At 56.6% G+C, this 15,598-nt stretch carries 13 protein-coding genes; 3 read left to right on the plus strand and 10 right to left on the minus strand.

The window, feature by feature from the left end:
* Window positions 1-496 precede the first annotated feature (496 nt).
* The 7 genes from aroB to pilM are packed head-to-tail and all read right to left on the minus strand — an operon-like array spanning window position 497 to window position 7,209.
* Entirely contained in the window at window positions 497-1,603 is a 1,107-nt protein-coding gene (aroB, locus tag QC823_RS09375) for a 3-dehydroquinate synthase (RefSeq protein ID WP_309656080.1), read from the minus strand.
* A gap of 9 nt (window positions 1,604-1,612) precedes the next feature.
* A complete protein-coding gene (gene aroK, locus QC823_RS09380) occupies window positions 1,613-2,188 on the minus strand; it encodes a shikimate kinase AroK (protein WP_309656081.1) in 576 nt (191 codons plus the stop codon).
* Window positions 2,188-4,308, minus strand: a complete 2,121-nt coding sequence (locus QC823_RS09385) for a type IV pilus secretin PilQ (RefSeq protein ID WP_422823634.1) — start codon at window positions 4,306-4,308, stop codon at window positions 2,188-2,190. The genes aroK and QC823_RS09385 overlap by 1 nt, the downstream gene beginning before the upstream one ends.
* Before the next feature lie 37 nt (window positions 4,309-4,345).
* Window positions 4,346-4,900, minus strand: a complete 555-nt coding sequence (locus QC823_RS09390) for a pilus assembly protein PilP (protein ID WP_309656083.1) — start codon at window positions 4,898-4,900, stop codon at window positions 4,346-4,348.
* On the minus strand, window positions 4,897-5,556 hold the full coding sequence (locus QC823_RS09395; protein WP_309656084.1) for a type IV pilus inner membrane component PilO: 660 nt from the start codon (window positions 5,554-5,556) through the stop codon (window positions 4,897-4,899). The genes QC823_RS09390 and QC823_RS09395 overlap by 4 nt, the downstream gene beginning before the upstream one ends.
* Complete coding sequence (locus QC823_RS09400) at window positions 5,546-6,151, minus strand: PilN domain-containing protein (protein WP_309656085.1); 606 nt, start codon at window positions 6,149-6,151, stop codon at window positions 5,546-5,548. Before QC823_RS09400 ends, QC823_RS09395 begins: the two co-directional genes overlap by 11 nt.
* Window positions 6,148-7,209, minus strand: coding sequence for a type IV pilus assembly protein PilM (gene pilM / locus QC823_RS09405; RefSeq protein ID WP_309656086.1), 1,062 nt, complete (start codon window positions 7,207-7,209; stop codon window positions 6,148-6,150). Before pilM ends, QC823_RS09400 begins: the two co-directional genes overlap by 4 nt.
* A 214-nt stretch (window positions 7,210-7,423) precedes the next feature.
* Here pilM and QC823_RS09410 point away from each other — a divergent pair, with 214 nt between their 5' ends.
* Window positions 7,424-9,952, plus strand: coding sequence for a penicillin-binding protein 1A (locus tag QC823_RS09410; RefSeq protein WP_309656087.1), 2,529 nt, complete (start codon window positions 7,424-7,426; stop codon window positions 9,950-9,952).
* A 5-nt stretch (window positions 9,953-9,957) separates the two neighbouring features.
* On the opposite strand, the gene QC823_RS09415 is transcribed toward QC823_RS09410, so the two are convergent.
* Genes QC823_RS09415 through QC823_RS09425 form a run of 3 tightly spaced genes read right to left on the minus strand, consistent with a single transcriptional unit; the run spans window position 9,958 to window position 13,441 of the window.
* Entirely contained in the window at window positions 9,958-11,976 is a 2,019-nt protein-coding gene (locus tag QC823_RS09415; RefSeq protein WP_309656088.1) for a TRAP transporter permease, read from the minus strand.
* Window positions 11,963-12,481 (minus strand): DUF1850 domain-containing protein, encoded by a 519-nt coding sequence (locus QC823_RS09420; RefSeq protein WP_309656089.1) that lies wholly within the window; start codon window positions 12,479-12,481, stop codon window positions 11,963-11,965. Before QC823_RS09420 ends, QC823_RS09415 begins: the two co-directional genes overlap by 14 nt.
* Window positions 12,482-13,441 (minus strand): TAXI family TRAP transporter solute-binding subunit, encoded by a 960-nt coding sequence (locus QC823_RS09425; protein ID WP_309656090.1) that lies wholly within the window; start codon window positions 13,439-13,441, stop codon window positions 12,482-12,484.
* A gap of 225 nt (window positions 13,442-13,666) precedes the next feature.
* Between QC823_RS09425 and QC823_RS09430 the strand changes: the two genes are divergently transcribed.
* Together QC823_RS09430 and QC823_RS09435 are read left to right on the plus strand one after the other, a co-directional pair.
* Complete coding sequence (locus QC823_RS09430) at window positions 13,667-14,413, plus strand: sulfite exporter TauE/SafE family protein (protein WP_309656091.1); 747 nt, start codon at window positions 13,667-13,669, stop codon at window positions 14,411-14,413.
* A gap of 242 nt (window positions 14,414-14,655) precedes the next feature.
* Window positions 14,656-15,597 carry a sensor domain-containing diguanylate cyclase gene (locus QC823_RS09435; protein ID WP_309656092.1) on the plus strand — a complete coding sequence of 314 codons (942 nt, stop codon included), beginning with the start codon at window positions 14,656-14,658 and terminating at the stop codon, window positions 15,595-15,597.
* The last annotated feature ends 1 nt before the right edge of the window (window position 15,598 follow it).

Genomic DNA, 15,598 nt, shown 5'->3' on the forward strand with positions numbered 1-15,598 from the left:
AACAGCGAGCTCATGGTATAAAGGAAGGCTTTCTCTAAATTACCACCCTTCTATTTGGCTCTTTGTGGCCGTTTCTGGCGCTCGCTGAGATGTGAAAATGGCCGCTCAGCATAGCCATCACCGACCTCCTAGCGCAATCGCCTTCCCCTTTTTGTTGTTCTAAAAACCTTGATAAATCGGTGCCTTGCGAACGCTAAAATGCAAAAAGTTGATAAACTTCAACAACTTGAGAATCAATAAAACGATAATTAAACGCTCGATAAAACCCCATAGACTTTGGTATAAATTAGCCTAAATTCCCATGCCGATAGTGCATGAGGCATGCCGATTATCTTATTTAACGCAGGCTCGCGTATGCGTGATCAGCACACAAAAAACCGCTCACCCTTCGAAAAGCTCAGGGTGAGCGGTAGAGAAGTGGCAGCATTGCTTTGTACGCATTGAGCGTGTCGAAATGCGCCTCGGGGGCTATCGGCGAAGAGTGCGGCGACGTTTGCTAGGCGCGCGGATAGTCATCCAGCAACGCGGTCAGTACTTCCGCCGGCGTCTCGTCGCTCACACACGCGTTACCCAAGGCATTAAGCAGCACTAGACGCAGTCGGCTATCGATGTTTTTCTTGTCGCGACGCATGTGGGTCAAAAAGTGCTCTGAGGTCATCTCAGCGGGCGCGGTTAGTGGCAGGCCTGCGCTTTCGATTACCGCCAAGGTGCGGGCAAGCGCTGCTTCATTAATCAAGCCAAGCGCCTTTGAAAGCGTTGCGGCCATTGCCATCCCGGCCCCCACGGCCTCACCGTGCAGCCAGTTACCATAGCCCTGGTGCGCTTCAATGGCATGACCAAAAGTGTGCCCCAGATTCAAAAGCGCCCGCACGCCTTGCTCGGTCTCATCCTCGGCCACGATATCCGCTTTGATCTGGCAGCTGCGTGCGATAGCCTCCGCCAGCACCTCGGGGTCACGTTGCCGCAGCCGCGTCATGTTCGCTTCAAGCCAGCTGAGAAACGCTGCGTCGCGAATAAAACCGTATTTAATCACTTCGGCAAGTCCCGCCGAGAGTTCACGATCCGGCAACGTATTAAGCGTGTCGATATCCACTACCACCGCTTTGGGCTGCCAAAACGCGCCGATCATGTTTTTGCCTAGCGGATGATTGACACCGGTTTTGCCACCGACCGAGGAGTCTACTTGGGAAAGCAGCGTGGTCGGTACTTGAATAAACGCCACACCGCGCTGATAGCTCGCCGCGGCAAATCCCACCATATCGCCAATCACACCGCCCCCAAGGGCAATCAGCGTACAACGGCGATTAAAACCGGCTTCTAACAGTGCATCCCAAATACGCCCTACCTGCTCGACGTTTTTGTACTGCTCGCCGTCCGGCAGCACGACGCGACGAACGTCAAGGGTCTCGGGAAGGGATTGCATCAGCGTCTCAAGATATAACGGCGCTATTGTCTCATTTGTCACTACCATCACCTGCTGGCCCGCCAGGTACGGCACGATGTTTTGCGAACGACCTAGCAAGCCCGTGCCAATATGAATCGGGTAGCTGCGCTCATCGAGCGCGACGTTAAGCGTGCGCAGCACGCCATCTGGATGCGTCATGTGAATACCTTATTTTTGCGCCGCCCCTGTCTTCTTATGGGTCGCTCCGGCCGTTTGTAGCGGGTCTACCAAGCGATGCACGCGGCGTAAAATCTCATTGACCACAGCGCGCGGGCTACGACGATCAGTGCGCACGGTAATGTCGGCGGTGGCACGATAGAGCGGGTCACGCTTGGCGAACATGTCATAGAGGACTTGCTCGCGATTGGCACACTGTAACAGGGGGCGGTTACGATCTTTGGCCGTGCGCCTGAGCTGCTGCTCGACCGTGGTCATTAAGTAGATCACCGTGCCGCGTTCGCGTAGCGCGCGGCGGTTTTCTTCGCGCAACACTGCACCGCCACCGGTGGCGACCACCACGTTATGGCGCTTGGTCAGCTCATCAATCATCAGCATTTCGCGCTGGCGAAAACCGACCTCTCCTTCAACGTCAAAAATCCAGGGGATATCCGCCCCGCAGCGGTCTTGAATGGCATGATCGCTATCAACAAACCCGCGCGATAACTCGGCCGCTAACAAGCGACCAATGGTGCTTTTGCCTGCTCCCATGGGGCCGATCAGAAAAAGATTGGGTAAATCCTGCATTAGCGAACCACCAAACCATCATCGAGTAGTCGTGGTGTAATGAAAACCAATAGCTCTACTTTTTCATTACTCTCTTCATTATAGCGAAACAGTCTACCAATTAACGGCAAATCACCCAGCAGTGGCGTCTTCGAAATTTGACGCAGTTCTTCGGTGGTTAAAATACCGCCGAGCACCACGGTTTGGCCGTTATCTACCAGCACCTGGGTTTCAATGGTGTTGGTATCGATAGGCGGTTCACCACCAAACTCAGAGTCCCGGAAACTATCATTGCGGATGACCAACTCCATGATAATCCGATCATCCGGAGTGATTTGCGGGGTTACCTCCAATTCCAGCAACGCTTCTTTAAACTCGGTTTCGGGGTTACCTTCCTCGCTCACGCTTTGATAGGCGCGTTCCTCGCCTTGGCTAATGATCGCGGTACGTTGATTCGCGGTAATAATGCGTGGCTGCGAAATCGTTTGGCTCTTGCCTTCGCTCTCTAAAGCGCGCAGCTCAAGATCTAATAGAATATCGCCGGAAAGGTAGCCGAAACCAAAGGTGGTTGGCGAACCAGAAGACCCGAAATCTACCGCCAGCCCTCCCGTTGTGGGAGACCCATCAGAGGCACCATCAAAGGTTAAGCGATCTCGGGTGCTGCTACCGAACACACCACGCACACCTGAACTAGAAGGGTCATCTGGGTTGCGACGCGCTCCTGACACGCCCCAGTTGATCCCTAACTCGCGTGACGCGGTATCGCGAGCAATGACGATGCGCGCTTCAATTTGCACTTGTCGCACGGCGACATCCAACCGGTCTAGCGTCCCCATTATCTGCTCTAGTTGCTCGCGTGTGTCTTGCACCAGCAAGGTGTTGGTGCGCTGATCGGTGGTCACTCTGCCGCGGTCAGTGAGCAGGCCAAACCCCTCTTCGCCGCGCAGCAGCTGCGCTAAGTCCTCCGCACGAGCGTATTTCACTTCCACAAACTCGGTAGCCAAGGGCGACAGCGTTTCGCGCTGCTGGCGGGCTTCGAGTTCTTGCTGCTCGAACGCCGCGAGTTCAGACGCGGGGGCCACCACAATCACATTGCCGCGCTCGCGGCTCGAAAGCCCTTGGCTTTGCAGGATTAACGCCAACGCTTGATCCCACGGCACATCATTTAGGTTCAGCGTCACACGTCCTGTCACGCCGTCGCTGGCCACAATATTAAAACCGGAAAATTCCGCCAACGTTGAGAGCACCGAGCGCACTTCGATATCTTGAAAATTTAGGCTTAAGCGTTCACCGGTGAAGGTGTCTTCTTCGGTTTCGCGTTCCTCTTGCGGCGCTTGGCTTACCGGCTGAACCTCCACCGTAAGCGTGCGCCCGCTTTGCGAGGAAACCATGGCGTAAGCGCCTTGCGTTTCTAAGGTTAACTCGGTGCCGCGCATAGTAGCGCGTGGCACTATCTGCGTAATGGGCGTGGCAAAATCGGTTACGTCGTAGATTTGATTCAGCGAGTCCGGAATCGCCACGTCGCGTAAGTTCACCACCACGCGGCCATCGCGCTCTTCAACGCGCGGGGAGACCGTGTCGCGATTAAAACTGACCTCTAACTTACCCGCCCCCTCTTCACTGCGACGAAAATCGATGTTCTCGATTTGTGGCCCCTGGGCGGTCGCCAGCGCGTCAGGCTCAGACGGGGGTTCCGGCGACTCGGGGGCACGCCCTGCGCTGGGGGTCAGTGCGATACGCAGCCTTCCCTCACTGGGCTGCGTAGTGTAGTCATACGCCTCGGTGAAGTTCATCACCAACCGCGTACGCCCACTCGCCTCAATTGCGGTGATATATTCAACGCCCCCCTGTGCCACTTCCAAGCGGCGCTCAGCCAAGCCGCTACTCGTACCGGGAAGGTCAATGGCCAAACGCGGCGGCGCGTCCAGACGATAACTCTTGACCTCGGGCACGCTGCCAAAAAACTGCAGATCGACAGTGACCTGCTCGCCCCCGCTATCGTCCACTCGGATGTCAGTGAGCACCGCCGCTGATGCCCAAGCGGGCAGCAACGATAACAGCGCCACAGCCCATAACCCCACACGCCGGCAGGTTATCAGCGGTGATTTTTGCAACGCTTTTTGCAACACGGTGATGCCCATGCCGTCTCCCTCGTTAACTCTTTTGGCCGCGTCCATCTTATTCATCAGCGTTATTGCCATCGGCAAGCGCTAGCGTGGCATCGCGGACTTGCCAACCGTCACGCTGGGTATAAATGCGCTCATTAATCTCGATGCCCTGCTCTGTGATGCGGCTAATGCGCCCGTCATTTGGCCCCACATAATTGCCCACGCTGACACTGACGATCTCATCATCTGGTGTGCGTATTAGCGCTCGTTGGCGTTGGCCCATTTGCAGTGTCCCGACCAGCCTAAGCTCTTGCAGCGAGAAGCGCTCTAACGGCTCAGGCTCACGCGTTTGATCAGGCGCTAATTCACCGCCTTTCGGCTGGGTGGACGCACTATTTACCACTGCATCTGGCGCTAAAAACGGGCTGCGCATATCACGATGGCGATACGGTAACGGCGCGTAATCAGGCACCTCCGGTATTTCAATACGTGGCTGACTGCCTGGCGCCTCGCGGATCTCACGCAGCGTTTGCGTTAATTGCTCCCGATTAGCATCGGCACAGCCAGCGAGCATGAACACCACGCTGACGCTAAAGGCGTGACGTTTTACTTGGCATGGCGTCATGCCTCATCCTCCGACCCTTGCACCCGCACGATATCGCTATAGGTGCGCGCCAACATGGAAAGGCGCAGCATACTGCCCTGACTCTCCACGGGCTCAAGAGTAAAATCATGCTGGGTCACAATCCGCGAGAGTGCCGCCATATCCGCCACAAACTGCGCAATTTGGTGATACTCCCCTTGCACCTGAATATCAAAAGGGTGCTCCACATAGTGTGCCTGAGTTACCGTTGAGCGCAGCCGAATATTTTCAATGTTAAGTTGATTGTTCACTGCCGCGTCACTAATGCTATCCAGCAGCGAGGGAATTTCGACACTTGTCGGCAACATCCTGCGCAGACGCGTCATTTGCGCGTTAATCTCGTTGAGCTGCTCTTCCATCTTCGGCAAATGCGCGGCCTCCGCGGCTTTACTGCGGTACTCTTCTAACAGCCGCGTTTCTTGGCGCGTCTCCGATGCCAGCGCATCGCGACGCTCGCCAATGACAAACCAGTACATGGCCGCAACCGAGAGTGAGAGCGCTAACAACAGGCAAAGCGCTTTCAGCAACAGTGGCCAACTACCGGCTTCTTTAATATCCAGCGCCTGAATATCCACGTCACGTAAACGCTGCCATTCATCCAACCATTTATCCCACCACGCGTCACGATTAAGTTTCATTACGCGCCTCCTGGTTGCCGTTTACCGTGCTATTGGCGGTTTCATCGGGCTGGGGGGCAACACTTTGCTGCTTGACTTCAAAGCGGAAGACCCGCCGAGCGCTGTCACTATCGCTTTCGACTTCGGTAAATGTCGGCACCCCAAGGCCGGGCATCTGTTCAATGTGGCGCAACTGCTCAGAGACTTGGCGTTCGCTGCCCGCTTCCGCCGTTGCACTTAAGGTGTCGCCACTGCGCGATAAACTCTGGTAAATCACCCCGTTGGCCACGCTTTGCGCAATTTCGTTAAAGACACGTACCGTTTTAACACGCTCCTGTTGCAATGTTTGAAATAGCGCAAGCTGGTCGCTGAGCTCGGTGGCATCCTCTTCATAGTTGCGCACCTCGCGGATATCCGCTTCGAGTTGGCGGGTTTGCTCGGTGATGTAGCGGTTGCGCTCGCGCTGCGCCTCTAGCTCAGCTTGGTAAAAACGCGCCACCAAAAACCCCAATGCCGTTCCCAGTACCAGCATCGCCACCAGCAAAAGATGAAAACGGCGCGTTTGCCGCTGACGCTTCTCTTCGCGCCAAGGCAGCAAGTTGATCATAGCGCTCATTGACCGACCCTCATGGCGAGGCCACACGCGGTGAGCATCGCGGGCGCGTCATTGGTCAGCCCTTCAATGTTTAAGCGTTTATTTACCTGCATATTTTGAAACGGATTGGCAATGGTCACCCGCATCCCGCTATCTTCGGCGATACGCTCGGCAAGACCGGGGATAACGCTTGACCCGCCGCCTAGCACAATCTCTTTGACTTCGTGGTGACGCCCCGCCGTATAGTAAAGCTGCAGCGAGCGACCCACCTGCTGAACAACGGTTTCCAGAAACGGGTTCAGCACTTTCTCTTGGTAATCCTCTGGCAAGCCGCCCCGTTTTTTGGCAAACCCGGCTTCCTCCATGGAGAGATCATAGCGCTCGCGGATCGCGTCGGTCAGCTGTCGACCCCCAAACACCGTATCGCGACTATAGACGATATGCCCGCCGCGCATGACGTGAAAGGCGTTCATGTTAGCGCCAAAATCGACCAGCCCGACACAGGTCGTCGGGTCTAGCTCAACGCTCAATTGGCGCTTGAGCGCTTCAAAGCTGCGCTCCATCGCAAACGTCTCGACATCGACAGCGGCGGGTTCGAGTCCCGCGCGTTCAAGCGTTTCGGTCAACTGGCTGACATCGTGCTGGCGGCAGGCCACCAACAACACCTGTTGCTCTTCTTCATCGAAAGGGGAAGGGCCTAAGCGCTGAAAATCGAACGCCACTTCATTGAACGGAAAAGGAATATGGCGGTCCGATTCGGCGACAATGCGCTCCTCAATATCGTCTTCGCTCAAATTCGCGGGGAAGTTGAGCGTCTTGGTAATGGCGGCACTCGCAGGGATGGCCACGGCCGCTTTGCGCGTCGAAGGCTTGGCATGTTCGACAGCGCGACTTAACACGCTTGCCACATCGTCGATATCTTGAATGCGACGCTCGATGACCGCGCCTTCGCGCAACGGGCGCACGGCATAGCTTTCGACATGATAGCTATCCGCCGTAGACTTGAGCTCCAAGAGCTTGACCGTCGCCGAGGTAATATCGACACCAATCAAGCCGTTATGAGATTTAAGCAAGCGCATTATTGGTTCGACTCCGGCGATTATGACGCGTAATTCGAGGTTACAGGATTTTAACCTATCGTACACGCGTGGCCCATTGCTCCTTATCAACACTGGTGACCGCCGCGCGAGCTACCTATAATGGCAGTCGTTTATTCATTAACGCTGCATTTATGTATCGTGCCACCGTCGCCCTTTAGGCTTTTTCCATGCTTCCCACAGGTAGCCTGTTTTCATGAAGTTTCTTAGAACGCTTATTCTCTCGTTGTTTTTTACTCTAGTGGCCGTGGTGGGGGCAACAGCACTGGCCGTTATCGGCGCTGGTATCTATTTTGCCCCAGGCTTACCCGACGTGCGTCAGCTGGCGAACTTTGAGCTTCATACACCGCTGCGCATTTATACTCGCGACGGCAAACTGATTGGCGAATTCGGTGAAGAACGCCGCATTCCGGTGGACTTCGATGCTATCCCGCAGCCGATGATTGATGCACTGATCGCCGCAGAAGATCAGAGCTATTTCGATCACGTCGGGGTTGACCCACGCGGGTTGATTCGCGCGGCGGTCGAGCTTGCGCAAAGCGGCGGCACCATTCAGTCGGGAGGGTCAACGATTACCATGCAGGTGGCACGTAACTATTTACTGACCCTGGATCAGACCTTTACCCGCAAGATTCGAGAAATTTTGCTCGCCCTGCAGATGGAGCAGGTACTCAACAAAGAAGAAATTTTCGAGCTTTACGTCAATAAAATCTTCCTCGGCAACCGCGCTTACGGCATCGCCTCCGCCGCCGAAACCTACTACGATAAGCCGCTAGCGGAATTGACACTGGCCCAAACCGCCATGATTGCTGGCTTACCCAAAGCCCCCTCCGCCTTTAACCCGCTGGCTAACTCGGAGCGCTCACTGATCCGCCGTAACTGGATTTTATTTCGCATGCGCGAATTGGGTCTTATCGACGAGAGCGCCTACCAGCAATCCGTGCAAGCACCCGTCACTGCGCAGCGACACGAAACCCAGCTTGAAGTCGACGCCGCCTATGTCTCGGAACTGGCGCGCCAGTTTGCCATCGATGTCTACAGTGATTCTGCCTACACCGGTGGTTACCGTATTTACACCACCCTTGATAGCGAACTGCAGCCCGCTGCGCACCGCGCCTTGGCCGAAGGCTTGCTGGCATACGATCGCCGCCACGGCTGGCGCGGCCCAGAACAGCAAGACATCCCGGCAAGCCTAGTTGAGGCGCAGGAACAAACCGAAACCCGCGGGCTGGAAGAAGAGCTCGCCGAATCGCCGGAGATTCGCGAAACGGCGCGCCAAGCCGCCGAGCGCAGCCAGACCCAAGTGGAAGGGTTTGACGGCGATGTCAGCAACTGGGTGCAAGTGTTAAGCCGCACACCCCGCTATGGCCTGCTTGAGCCTGCCATCGTGGTCGAAAGCAGTGGCCGCGAAATGCAAGTGCTTACTCGCCGTAATACGATACGCACCATTGCGTGGGAAGGGTTGGAATGGGCACAGCCTTACTTAAGCCCACAAAGCCGCGGCGCAGCGCCTACCTCGGCTGAGCAAATCGCCCAGCGCGGCGATCTCGTCCGCGTGGTGGAAACCGAAGAAGGAGAATTGCGGCTATCGCAGCGCCCTGATGCCGAAGGCTCGCTGGTGGTACAAGATCCGCAAACCGGGGCTATTTTAGCCCTGCAGGGTGGTTTTGATTTTAACGCCAGCAAATTTAATCGCGCCGTGCAGGCCGAGCGTCAGTCCGGCTCGATCTTCAAGCCGTTTATTTATCTCGCCGCCCTAGAGAACGGCGAAATGAACGCCGCGAGCGTCGTCAACGACGCCCCGATAGTGCAAGAAGACGGCAGTGATACCTTGTGGCGCCCGGTCAACTCAAGCCGTGACTTTCAAGGCCCCATGCGGCTGCGCCCGGCGCTTGCTCGCTCACGCAACCTGGTTACTATCCGCGTACTGCGCAGCATGGGCCTGGATTACACCATCGACTACTTGCAAGGCTTTGGCTTCGCCTCTGAACGGCTACCGCGCGGACTATCGCTAGCGCTGGGTAGCGCCGATTTGACCCCGTTGGAGATGACCAACGCGTACGCGGTGCTGGCGAATGGCGGCTTTAAAGTCACACCTTGGTTTATCGACCGCGTCACCCAAGGCGAGGAAGCAAACAATATCTTTGAGGCAGCCCCCGCGGTGGCGTGCCGTGAGTGCGACGAGCAGCAAGAGACCGTTGATGTTAACGGGCGCGAACACCCCGTTGCCCCCCGCGTCGCCAACGCTGAAGCGGTTTATATCTTGCGCGACATGCTGCGCGATGTCATTGAAAGAGGCACTGGCCGAGCGGCGCTCAGTCTTAACCGTGCGGATATCGTGGGTAAAACCGGCACCACCAACAATCAGCGCGACGCCTGGTTTGCCGGTTTCAACAGCGACTTGGTCGCCACGGTGTGGGTAGGCAAAGACAGCAATGAAAGCATCGCCGAGTACGGCTCAAACGCGGCCCTGCCTATCTGGACAGACTTCATGGGCAACGCGTTAGAAGGCCAACCTGAAGCATGGCCAGAGCGTCCTAGCGGCATCGTCACCGCCCGCGTCGACCCCAATACCGGCCGCCGCTTGCACAACGATCAGCCCGGCGGCATCAGCGAGCTATTTGACGCCGAACACTTACCCGACTTTCAAACACGCCGGATTAGCCGCGAGCTGGAAGAAGCCAGCGGCTCAGAAGGCTCCGGCGCGGCCGAGTCGATTTTCTAGCATGTCTAGCCAGCTGGCGTGGCTGTGCAAGCGTGACGCTTCGCGGCCACGCCATTGGCAACGATAGCCGCGAGCATCACCGTCACGCCGGCGATCTCGGTCATGGCACTGGGATAAAACACGCCAATAATCGCCGCGCCGATCGCCACGCGTGAAGGCCAGCGCATCGTCGTAAAGAGATACCCCTCCAGGGCAGCAGCAAAAGCGCCAAGCGCGAGAACCGCAATCACCCCTTTCCACAGCACCAGACCTACCGCCCCCCCCAGAATAATTTCCGGGTTGAAGACCATAAACAGCGGGATCAGGTAAAGCCCCTTGGCGAACTTCCACGCCTGGAAACTGGTTTCCATGGGTTTGCTGCCGGCAATCGCCGCCCCAGCAAACCCCGCCAACGCCACCGGAGGCGTCACGTTAGAGTCCTGCGAATACCAGAACACCACCAGATGCGCGATCAAAAGCGGAATACCAAATTCTTGGGTCAAGGCCGGGCCAACCAACACAATCAGCACGATGTAGCTTGCCGTTACCGGAAGCCCCATGCCCAGCACAAGGCTTGCCAATAGCACCAAGATAAGCGCTAACACCACGTTACCCCCAGAAAACGCGAGCATCATGGAGGAAAACTTAAGGCCCAGCCCGGTAAGCCCGACCACGCCGACAATAATCCCCGCGACGGCACACGCCATCGAGACCGCGACGGCGTTGCGTGCGCCCAGCTCCAGCCCTTCGATCAGCTTGCGCAGGCCGCGCACGCTTACCTCGACCACCCGGTTCACGGTTACCGGCTCCCCTTGGCGCGGCGCGATAAAAAGAAACCACAGCGCGTAGCGCAACACAGCCACAATCACCATTGTCACCACGGCATAGTACCCCACGCGCATGGGCGACATGCTCATCGCCAGCAACCACACCAGCACGGCGAGTGGCAGCAAAAAGTGCCACCCTTCCCGCATGACATCGCGTAACTGCGGCAGCTCACTTTTGCTCATGCCCTGCATCCCCTGCTTGAGCGCGATGATATGCACAAACAAGTACACCGTGGTGAAGTACATCACCGCCGGGAAGATACTGACTTTGACGATATCCAGGTAAGGCGTATTGGTGTATTCGGCGATCAAAAACGCACCGGCGCCCATGAGAGGCGGCATGATCTGCCCGCCAGTGGAAGACGCCGCTTCAATACCGCCGGCCTGCTTAGGCTTGTAGCCTAGCCGCTTCATCAGCGGAATGGTAAAGGCGCCAGTGGTAACCACGTTGGCAATCGCGCTGCCGGAAATTGAGCCCATCCCCGCCGAAGCCAATACCGCCGCTTTTGCCGGGCCGCCGCGCTGACGCCCGGTCGCTGAATAGGCTAAATCGATAAAAAATTTGCCCGCGCCGGTGCTTTCCAGAAAGGCACCAAAGAGCACAAAAATAAAGATATAGGTTGCCGCTACGCCCAGTGGCAGGCCAAAAATCCCCTCCTGCCCCAGGTAGAGCTGACCCGCGATACGATCGAGGCTGTAGCCCCGGTGCCCCAAAATACCGGGCAACCACTCTCCCAGCCAGGCTAAGTCCCCGCGCGGCCCGGCCATGGCGTACGCAATCGCGATCACGCCGATCATCGTCATGCTCATGCCCACCGCGCGGCGACTGGCCTCCAGCACGGTGACCGTGGCAATGCACGCCACGACAATGTCGGTTTGGCTCCAAAAGCCAGCGCGGCTGATGATGTCGTCCAGAAACAGCACCAAATAGCCGCCGGTAATCAGCGCCCCGGTAAAGAAGATCGCATCAATCGCCCAGCCTACGACACCCCGGCCACGCGAGCGCCCAAATGCTGGAAACATCAAAAAAGCCAGCATCATAATCAGTGCTAAGTGAATACTGCGCTGATAAAACAGCCCCAGCGGCTGAATGCCGGCAGAGTAAAGTTGAAAGAGTGACAGCCCCACCGCCACCAAGGTAATACACCAAAGCACCGCGCGGGGCTGTCTGATATTCCCACCGGGCATGATAACGGTGGATTGTTCAGTGTTTTTCATCCGTTTTCACCAGTTGAATCCATACCCGCTCGCCAGCAGCGTCGCGGCTTAAACTGTACGTATGCCGCCGCCCCTCTTGCTGCCACACCAAGCGATGATTAACGGCCATCGCCCCGACGCGCAGCGCATACTGATTACCTGGGACAGGCTCATAGATTTCCTCGATCCAGTAACCGCCCTGACCATCAGAGACCTGCTTACCGCGACCCAGCGTATGGCCGAGCCCCGCGGCAAAATCAGGCTGATGACTACGCTCAAGCTGCATGCTGCCAGCAACGTTAAGGTAGCAGTCGCGCACGGTGAAGTGCTCCACCGAGTGCTCCCACTCAAGGCACCAGCGTCCACCATCGGGCATCGCGGTGTGCCAAAGCGGCTCGCCTTGCGCGCGCGTCACTTGTAGTCGATCCGCTAACACGGGGGTAAACAGCGAGCCCAAGACGGCCACACACGCCAAAACTCCCGGCACTTGCGCCGGGAGTCGTGTCGCTAGCGTGGCAAGCAGCATTTAGGGGCGCAGACGTTCAGGCACCTCAACGCCCGCTTCTTCAAAGTAGCGGATCGCGCCTGGGTGCAGCGGTACCGGCGTTGACTCCATGGTGAATTCCACGGTGGTGTCATTAGCGGCCGGATGCACCGCGATGAGCTCGTCGGTATTTTCAAACAACAGCTGGGTCAGTTGATAGGCAAGTTCTTCATCCATCGCGGCGTTAACGACGAGGACGTTAGGAATGCCGATCGTGGGGACAGCGTCCTCCATGCCTTCGTAGAGATTTTCGCCCAGCGTGTAACGCGCAAATACCGCGACCTCTTCTTGGGCATTGGCAATTTCTTCATCCGAAAGCCCAATCAAGCGAATATCACGCGTTGTCGCCAAGTTCATGATTGAACTCGTGGGCGGGCCAACGCTCCAGAAACCCGCATCGATATCGCCATCGCGAATCGCATCGGCGGTTTCGTTAAAGTTAAACCGCAGAGGGGTGAAATCGTCGTAGCTGATGTCATTGGCTTCTAAAAGCGCGCGCGCATTAATCTCGGTACCACTGCCAGGTGCCCCCACCGAGACACGCTTGCCGGCTAAATCGGCCAGCGTATGAATATCCGACTCCGCCAGGGTCACCAGCTGCACCGCATTGGGGTACATGGATGCCAGTGCCCGGGTGGCTTCAATGTGGCGCGTTTCGAAATCGCCGGTACCGGTATACGCCTGATAGACGGTATCCGCCAGCGCAAGGGCCATGTCGGCATCGCCACGCATGATCAAGCCCATGTTTTCCACCGACGCGCCGGTCACTTCTGCCGTGGCCTGAGCACCCTCGATATGGTTGTTGATCATTTCGGCAAAACCGCCGCCAATGGGGTAATACGTGCCGCCGGTGCCGCCGGTGGCAATGGAAAGCTGCTGTGCCGATGCGGGCAGTGCTACGGCCAACATGGATGCCGCTGCCACATAGTGAAGCGTTCGCATAAACATTCCTCCACCCTTAATAGGGAGTTGTTGACGTTATAAAGGAGGTGATTCTCTGCCGCGACGCCAACAAAAGCGTGCGGTGTTATGAAGCTAGCACGCCTTTCGCGTTAGATGCCAATCTCTTAATGTGAGTTAGCCGCGCTTGCGGCTAACGCGGCTATACTAGGCACGCTTTTTACCATGCGTTTTCATCATTCACCGCCACCATAAAGAGGCGCGTTCATGCCAGTTTGGGAAGCCACGGCGCTTGTCGCCATCGGCGTTGTGGCCGGGTTTATCAATGTGCTCGCCGCCGGCGGCTCAATGCTGACACTGCCGCTATTGATGTTTTTAGGCTTGCCGCCCCAAGAGGCCAATGGCACCAATCGCGTGACAATCGTGCTGCAAAGCGTCTCTGCCGTGGCGAACTTCTTTCGCGCAGGCGCGGCGTATATCGGGCTTAGCCTGCGGCTGGCGCTGCCCGCGGTGGTGGGTTCACTGCTCGGCGCTTGGCTGGCACTTCAGGTGGGCGATGTGCTGTTTGAGGCAATTTTGATCACCGTGATGGCAGGCGCTGGCATCACAATGCTACTGCCTCAACCCCAGCTGGATACCCGCCCGCTCACACCAGAGCGGCTCACACCGCTGATTTATCTCGCCATGTTTGGCATCGGCCTTTATGGCGGCTTTATCCAGGTTGGCGTGGGGATTTTGTTTGTCGTCGTGCTCTACCGCGTGCTGAAAATCGACCTTGCCCAAGTGAACGTTTTTAAAGTGTTGATTGTATTGGTCTACAGCGTACCGGCACTGGCGATGTTTTTGTGGTTTGACCAAGTACGCTGGGGCTATGGGTTACTGTTAGCGCTCGGCAGCATAACGGGCGCTTGGCTTGCGGTGAAGGTCAACATGAGCCAGCGCGGCGCGATGTGGATTAAGTACCTCACATTGGCCGTGATTACCGCGATTTTACTGCGCTTACTATTTGGCTAACCGGCGATAGATCGCACGTATCAACGCAAGCGCCTTTAATTCATTAGGCAGCCTTTACAACAACAACATACAAAACCCTCTACAACAAAAGCATTAATGGGAACAAAACGCGCTACACTAGGTAGGAAATCGCAAAACACATACGTTTTTTTGCCTTGCCCCCTCCAGGGGCTCGTTTTGCCCCCTTTGATTACAGCGTGGCTAATGTGGTCGATACACATAGACAATACGAGGAGAGCCACATGACCGAGTGCCGCATTGCGGACCCGTTTGAGCACCTAGTAATGCTGTCACCGCACGATACCGCTAACGTGATCAACGCCACCCCTATCGGCATCTGCATCACCAATGCAGAGGGGATATTTGAGATGGTGAACCCCGCCTACTGCCACTTCTATGGCTACGAAAAAGAAGAGCTTATCGGTGAGCATTTCACGCTAGTCGTTCCCAAAGCCCATCGCGCTAAGCTTAGCCAACTGCATGACACGTTTATTGCTGGCGAAGAGGCGCAAGAGCTCCGCCAGGAATGGGAGGTGCGGTGTAAAAACGGTGAGAAACGCACGATTATTGCCGAAGCCGCACGCGTCCACGGCGATGACGGCGCGCCGCGCAAAGTGACTTTCGTGGTCGATATCACCAGCCGCAAGCGCCTTGAACAGCAATTAAAGCAGGCCAACGAACGCCTGGATCATTTAGCGCACCACGACGAGCTCACCGGTATTTTCAATCGCCGCGCTGGGCTTATACGCCTAGAAGAAGAGCTTAACCGTTGCCAGCGCTATGACACCAAACTCAGCGTGGTAATGTACGACTTGGATTCATTCAAGCATATCAACGACACCTACGGCCACGGCATCGGCGACGACGTACTACAAGAGATGACGCAGCTGATTGCCAATGGGATTCGCTCGACGGATATTCTCGTGCGTTTAGGCGGTGAAGAGTTTCTGATCATCATGCCGGAAGTCGATATTGCCTCCGCCTACCAAGCCGCTGATCGCTTGCGCCGAGAGGCCGCCGCCACGCCAATGACGACGCATGCGCTAACCGTTACCCTTTCAGCCGGTGTGGCAAGCTACATGAAAAGCTCAACCACACGGCTGCTTGATCGCGTTGATAAAGCCATGTACCGGGCCAAGCAATCCGGCCGAAATAACGTAATGATCGCTGAGGATGTATCATAGC

Origin of the sequence: Vreelandella vilamensis, from assembly GCF_031451755.1 — a bacterium.
In the GTDB taxonomy this organism is placed as follows: Bacteria; Pseudomonadota; Gammaproteobacteria; order Pseudomonadales; family Halomonadaceae; genus Vreelandella; species Vreelandella vilamensis.

Excerpts from the sequence above, each read along its gene's own strand:
- aroB (WP_309656080.1), bottom strand. The coding sequence starts at position 1,603 with ATGACGCATCCAGATGGCGTGCTGCGCACGCTTAACGTCGCGCTCGAT.
- aroK (WP_309656081.1), bottom strand. The coding sequence starts at position 2,188 with ATGCAGGATTTACCCAATCTTTTTCTGATCGGCCCCATGGGAGCAGGC.
- QC823_RS09385 (WP_422823634.1), bottom strand. The coding sequence starts at position 4,308 with ATGGGCATCACCGTGTTGCAAAAAGCGTTGCAAAAATCACCGCTGATA.
- QC823_RS09390 (WP_309656083.1), bottom strand. The coding sequence starts at position 4,900 with ATGACGCCATGCCAAGTAAAACGTCACGCCTTTAGCGTCAGCGTGGTG.
- QC823_RS09395 (WP_309656084.1), bottom strand. The coding sequence starts at position 5,556 with ATGAAACTTAATCGTGACGCGTGGTGGGATAAATGGTTGGATGAATGG.
- QC823_RS09400 (WP_309656085.1), bottom strand. The coding sequence starts at position 6,151 with ATGAGCGCTATGATCAACTTGCTGCCTTGGCGCGAAGAGAAGCGTCAG.
- pilM (WP_309656086.1), bottom strand. The coding sequence starts at position 7,209 with ATGCGCTTGCTTAAATCTCATAACGGCTTGATTGGTGTCGATATTACC.
- QC823_RS09410 (WP_309656087.1), top strand. The coding sequence starts at position 7,424 with ATGAAGTTTCTTAGAACGCTTATTCTCTCGTTGTTTTTTACTCTAGTG.
- QC823_RS09415 (WP_309656088.1), bottom strand. The coding sequence starts at position 11,976 with ATGAAAAACACTGAACAATCCACCGTTATCATGCCCGGTGGGAATATC.
- QC823_RS09420 (WP_309656089.1), bottom strand. The coding sequence starts at position 12,481 with ATGCTGCTTGCCACGCTAGCGACACGACTCCCGGCGCAAGTGCCGGGA.
- QC823_RS09425 (WP_309656090.1), bottom strand. The coding sequence starts at position 13,441 with ATGCGAACGCTTCACTATGTGGCAGCGGCATCCATGTTGGCCGTAGCA.
- QC823_RS09430 (WP_309656091.1), top strand. The coding sequence starts at position 13,667 with ATGCCAGTTTGGGAAGCCACGGCGCTTGTCGCCATCGGCGTTGTGGCC.
- QC823_RS09435 (WP_309656092.1), top strand. The coding sequence starts at position 14,656 with ATGACCGAGTGCCGCATTGCGGACCCGTTTGAGCACCTAGTAATGCTG.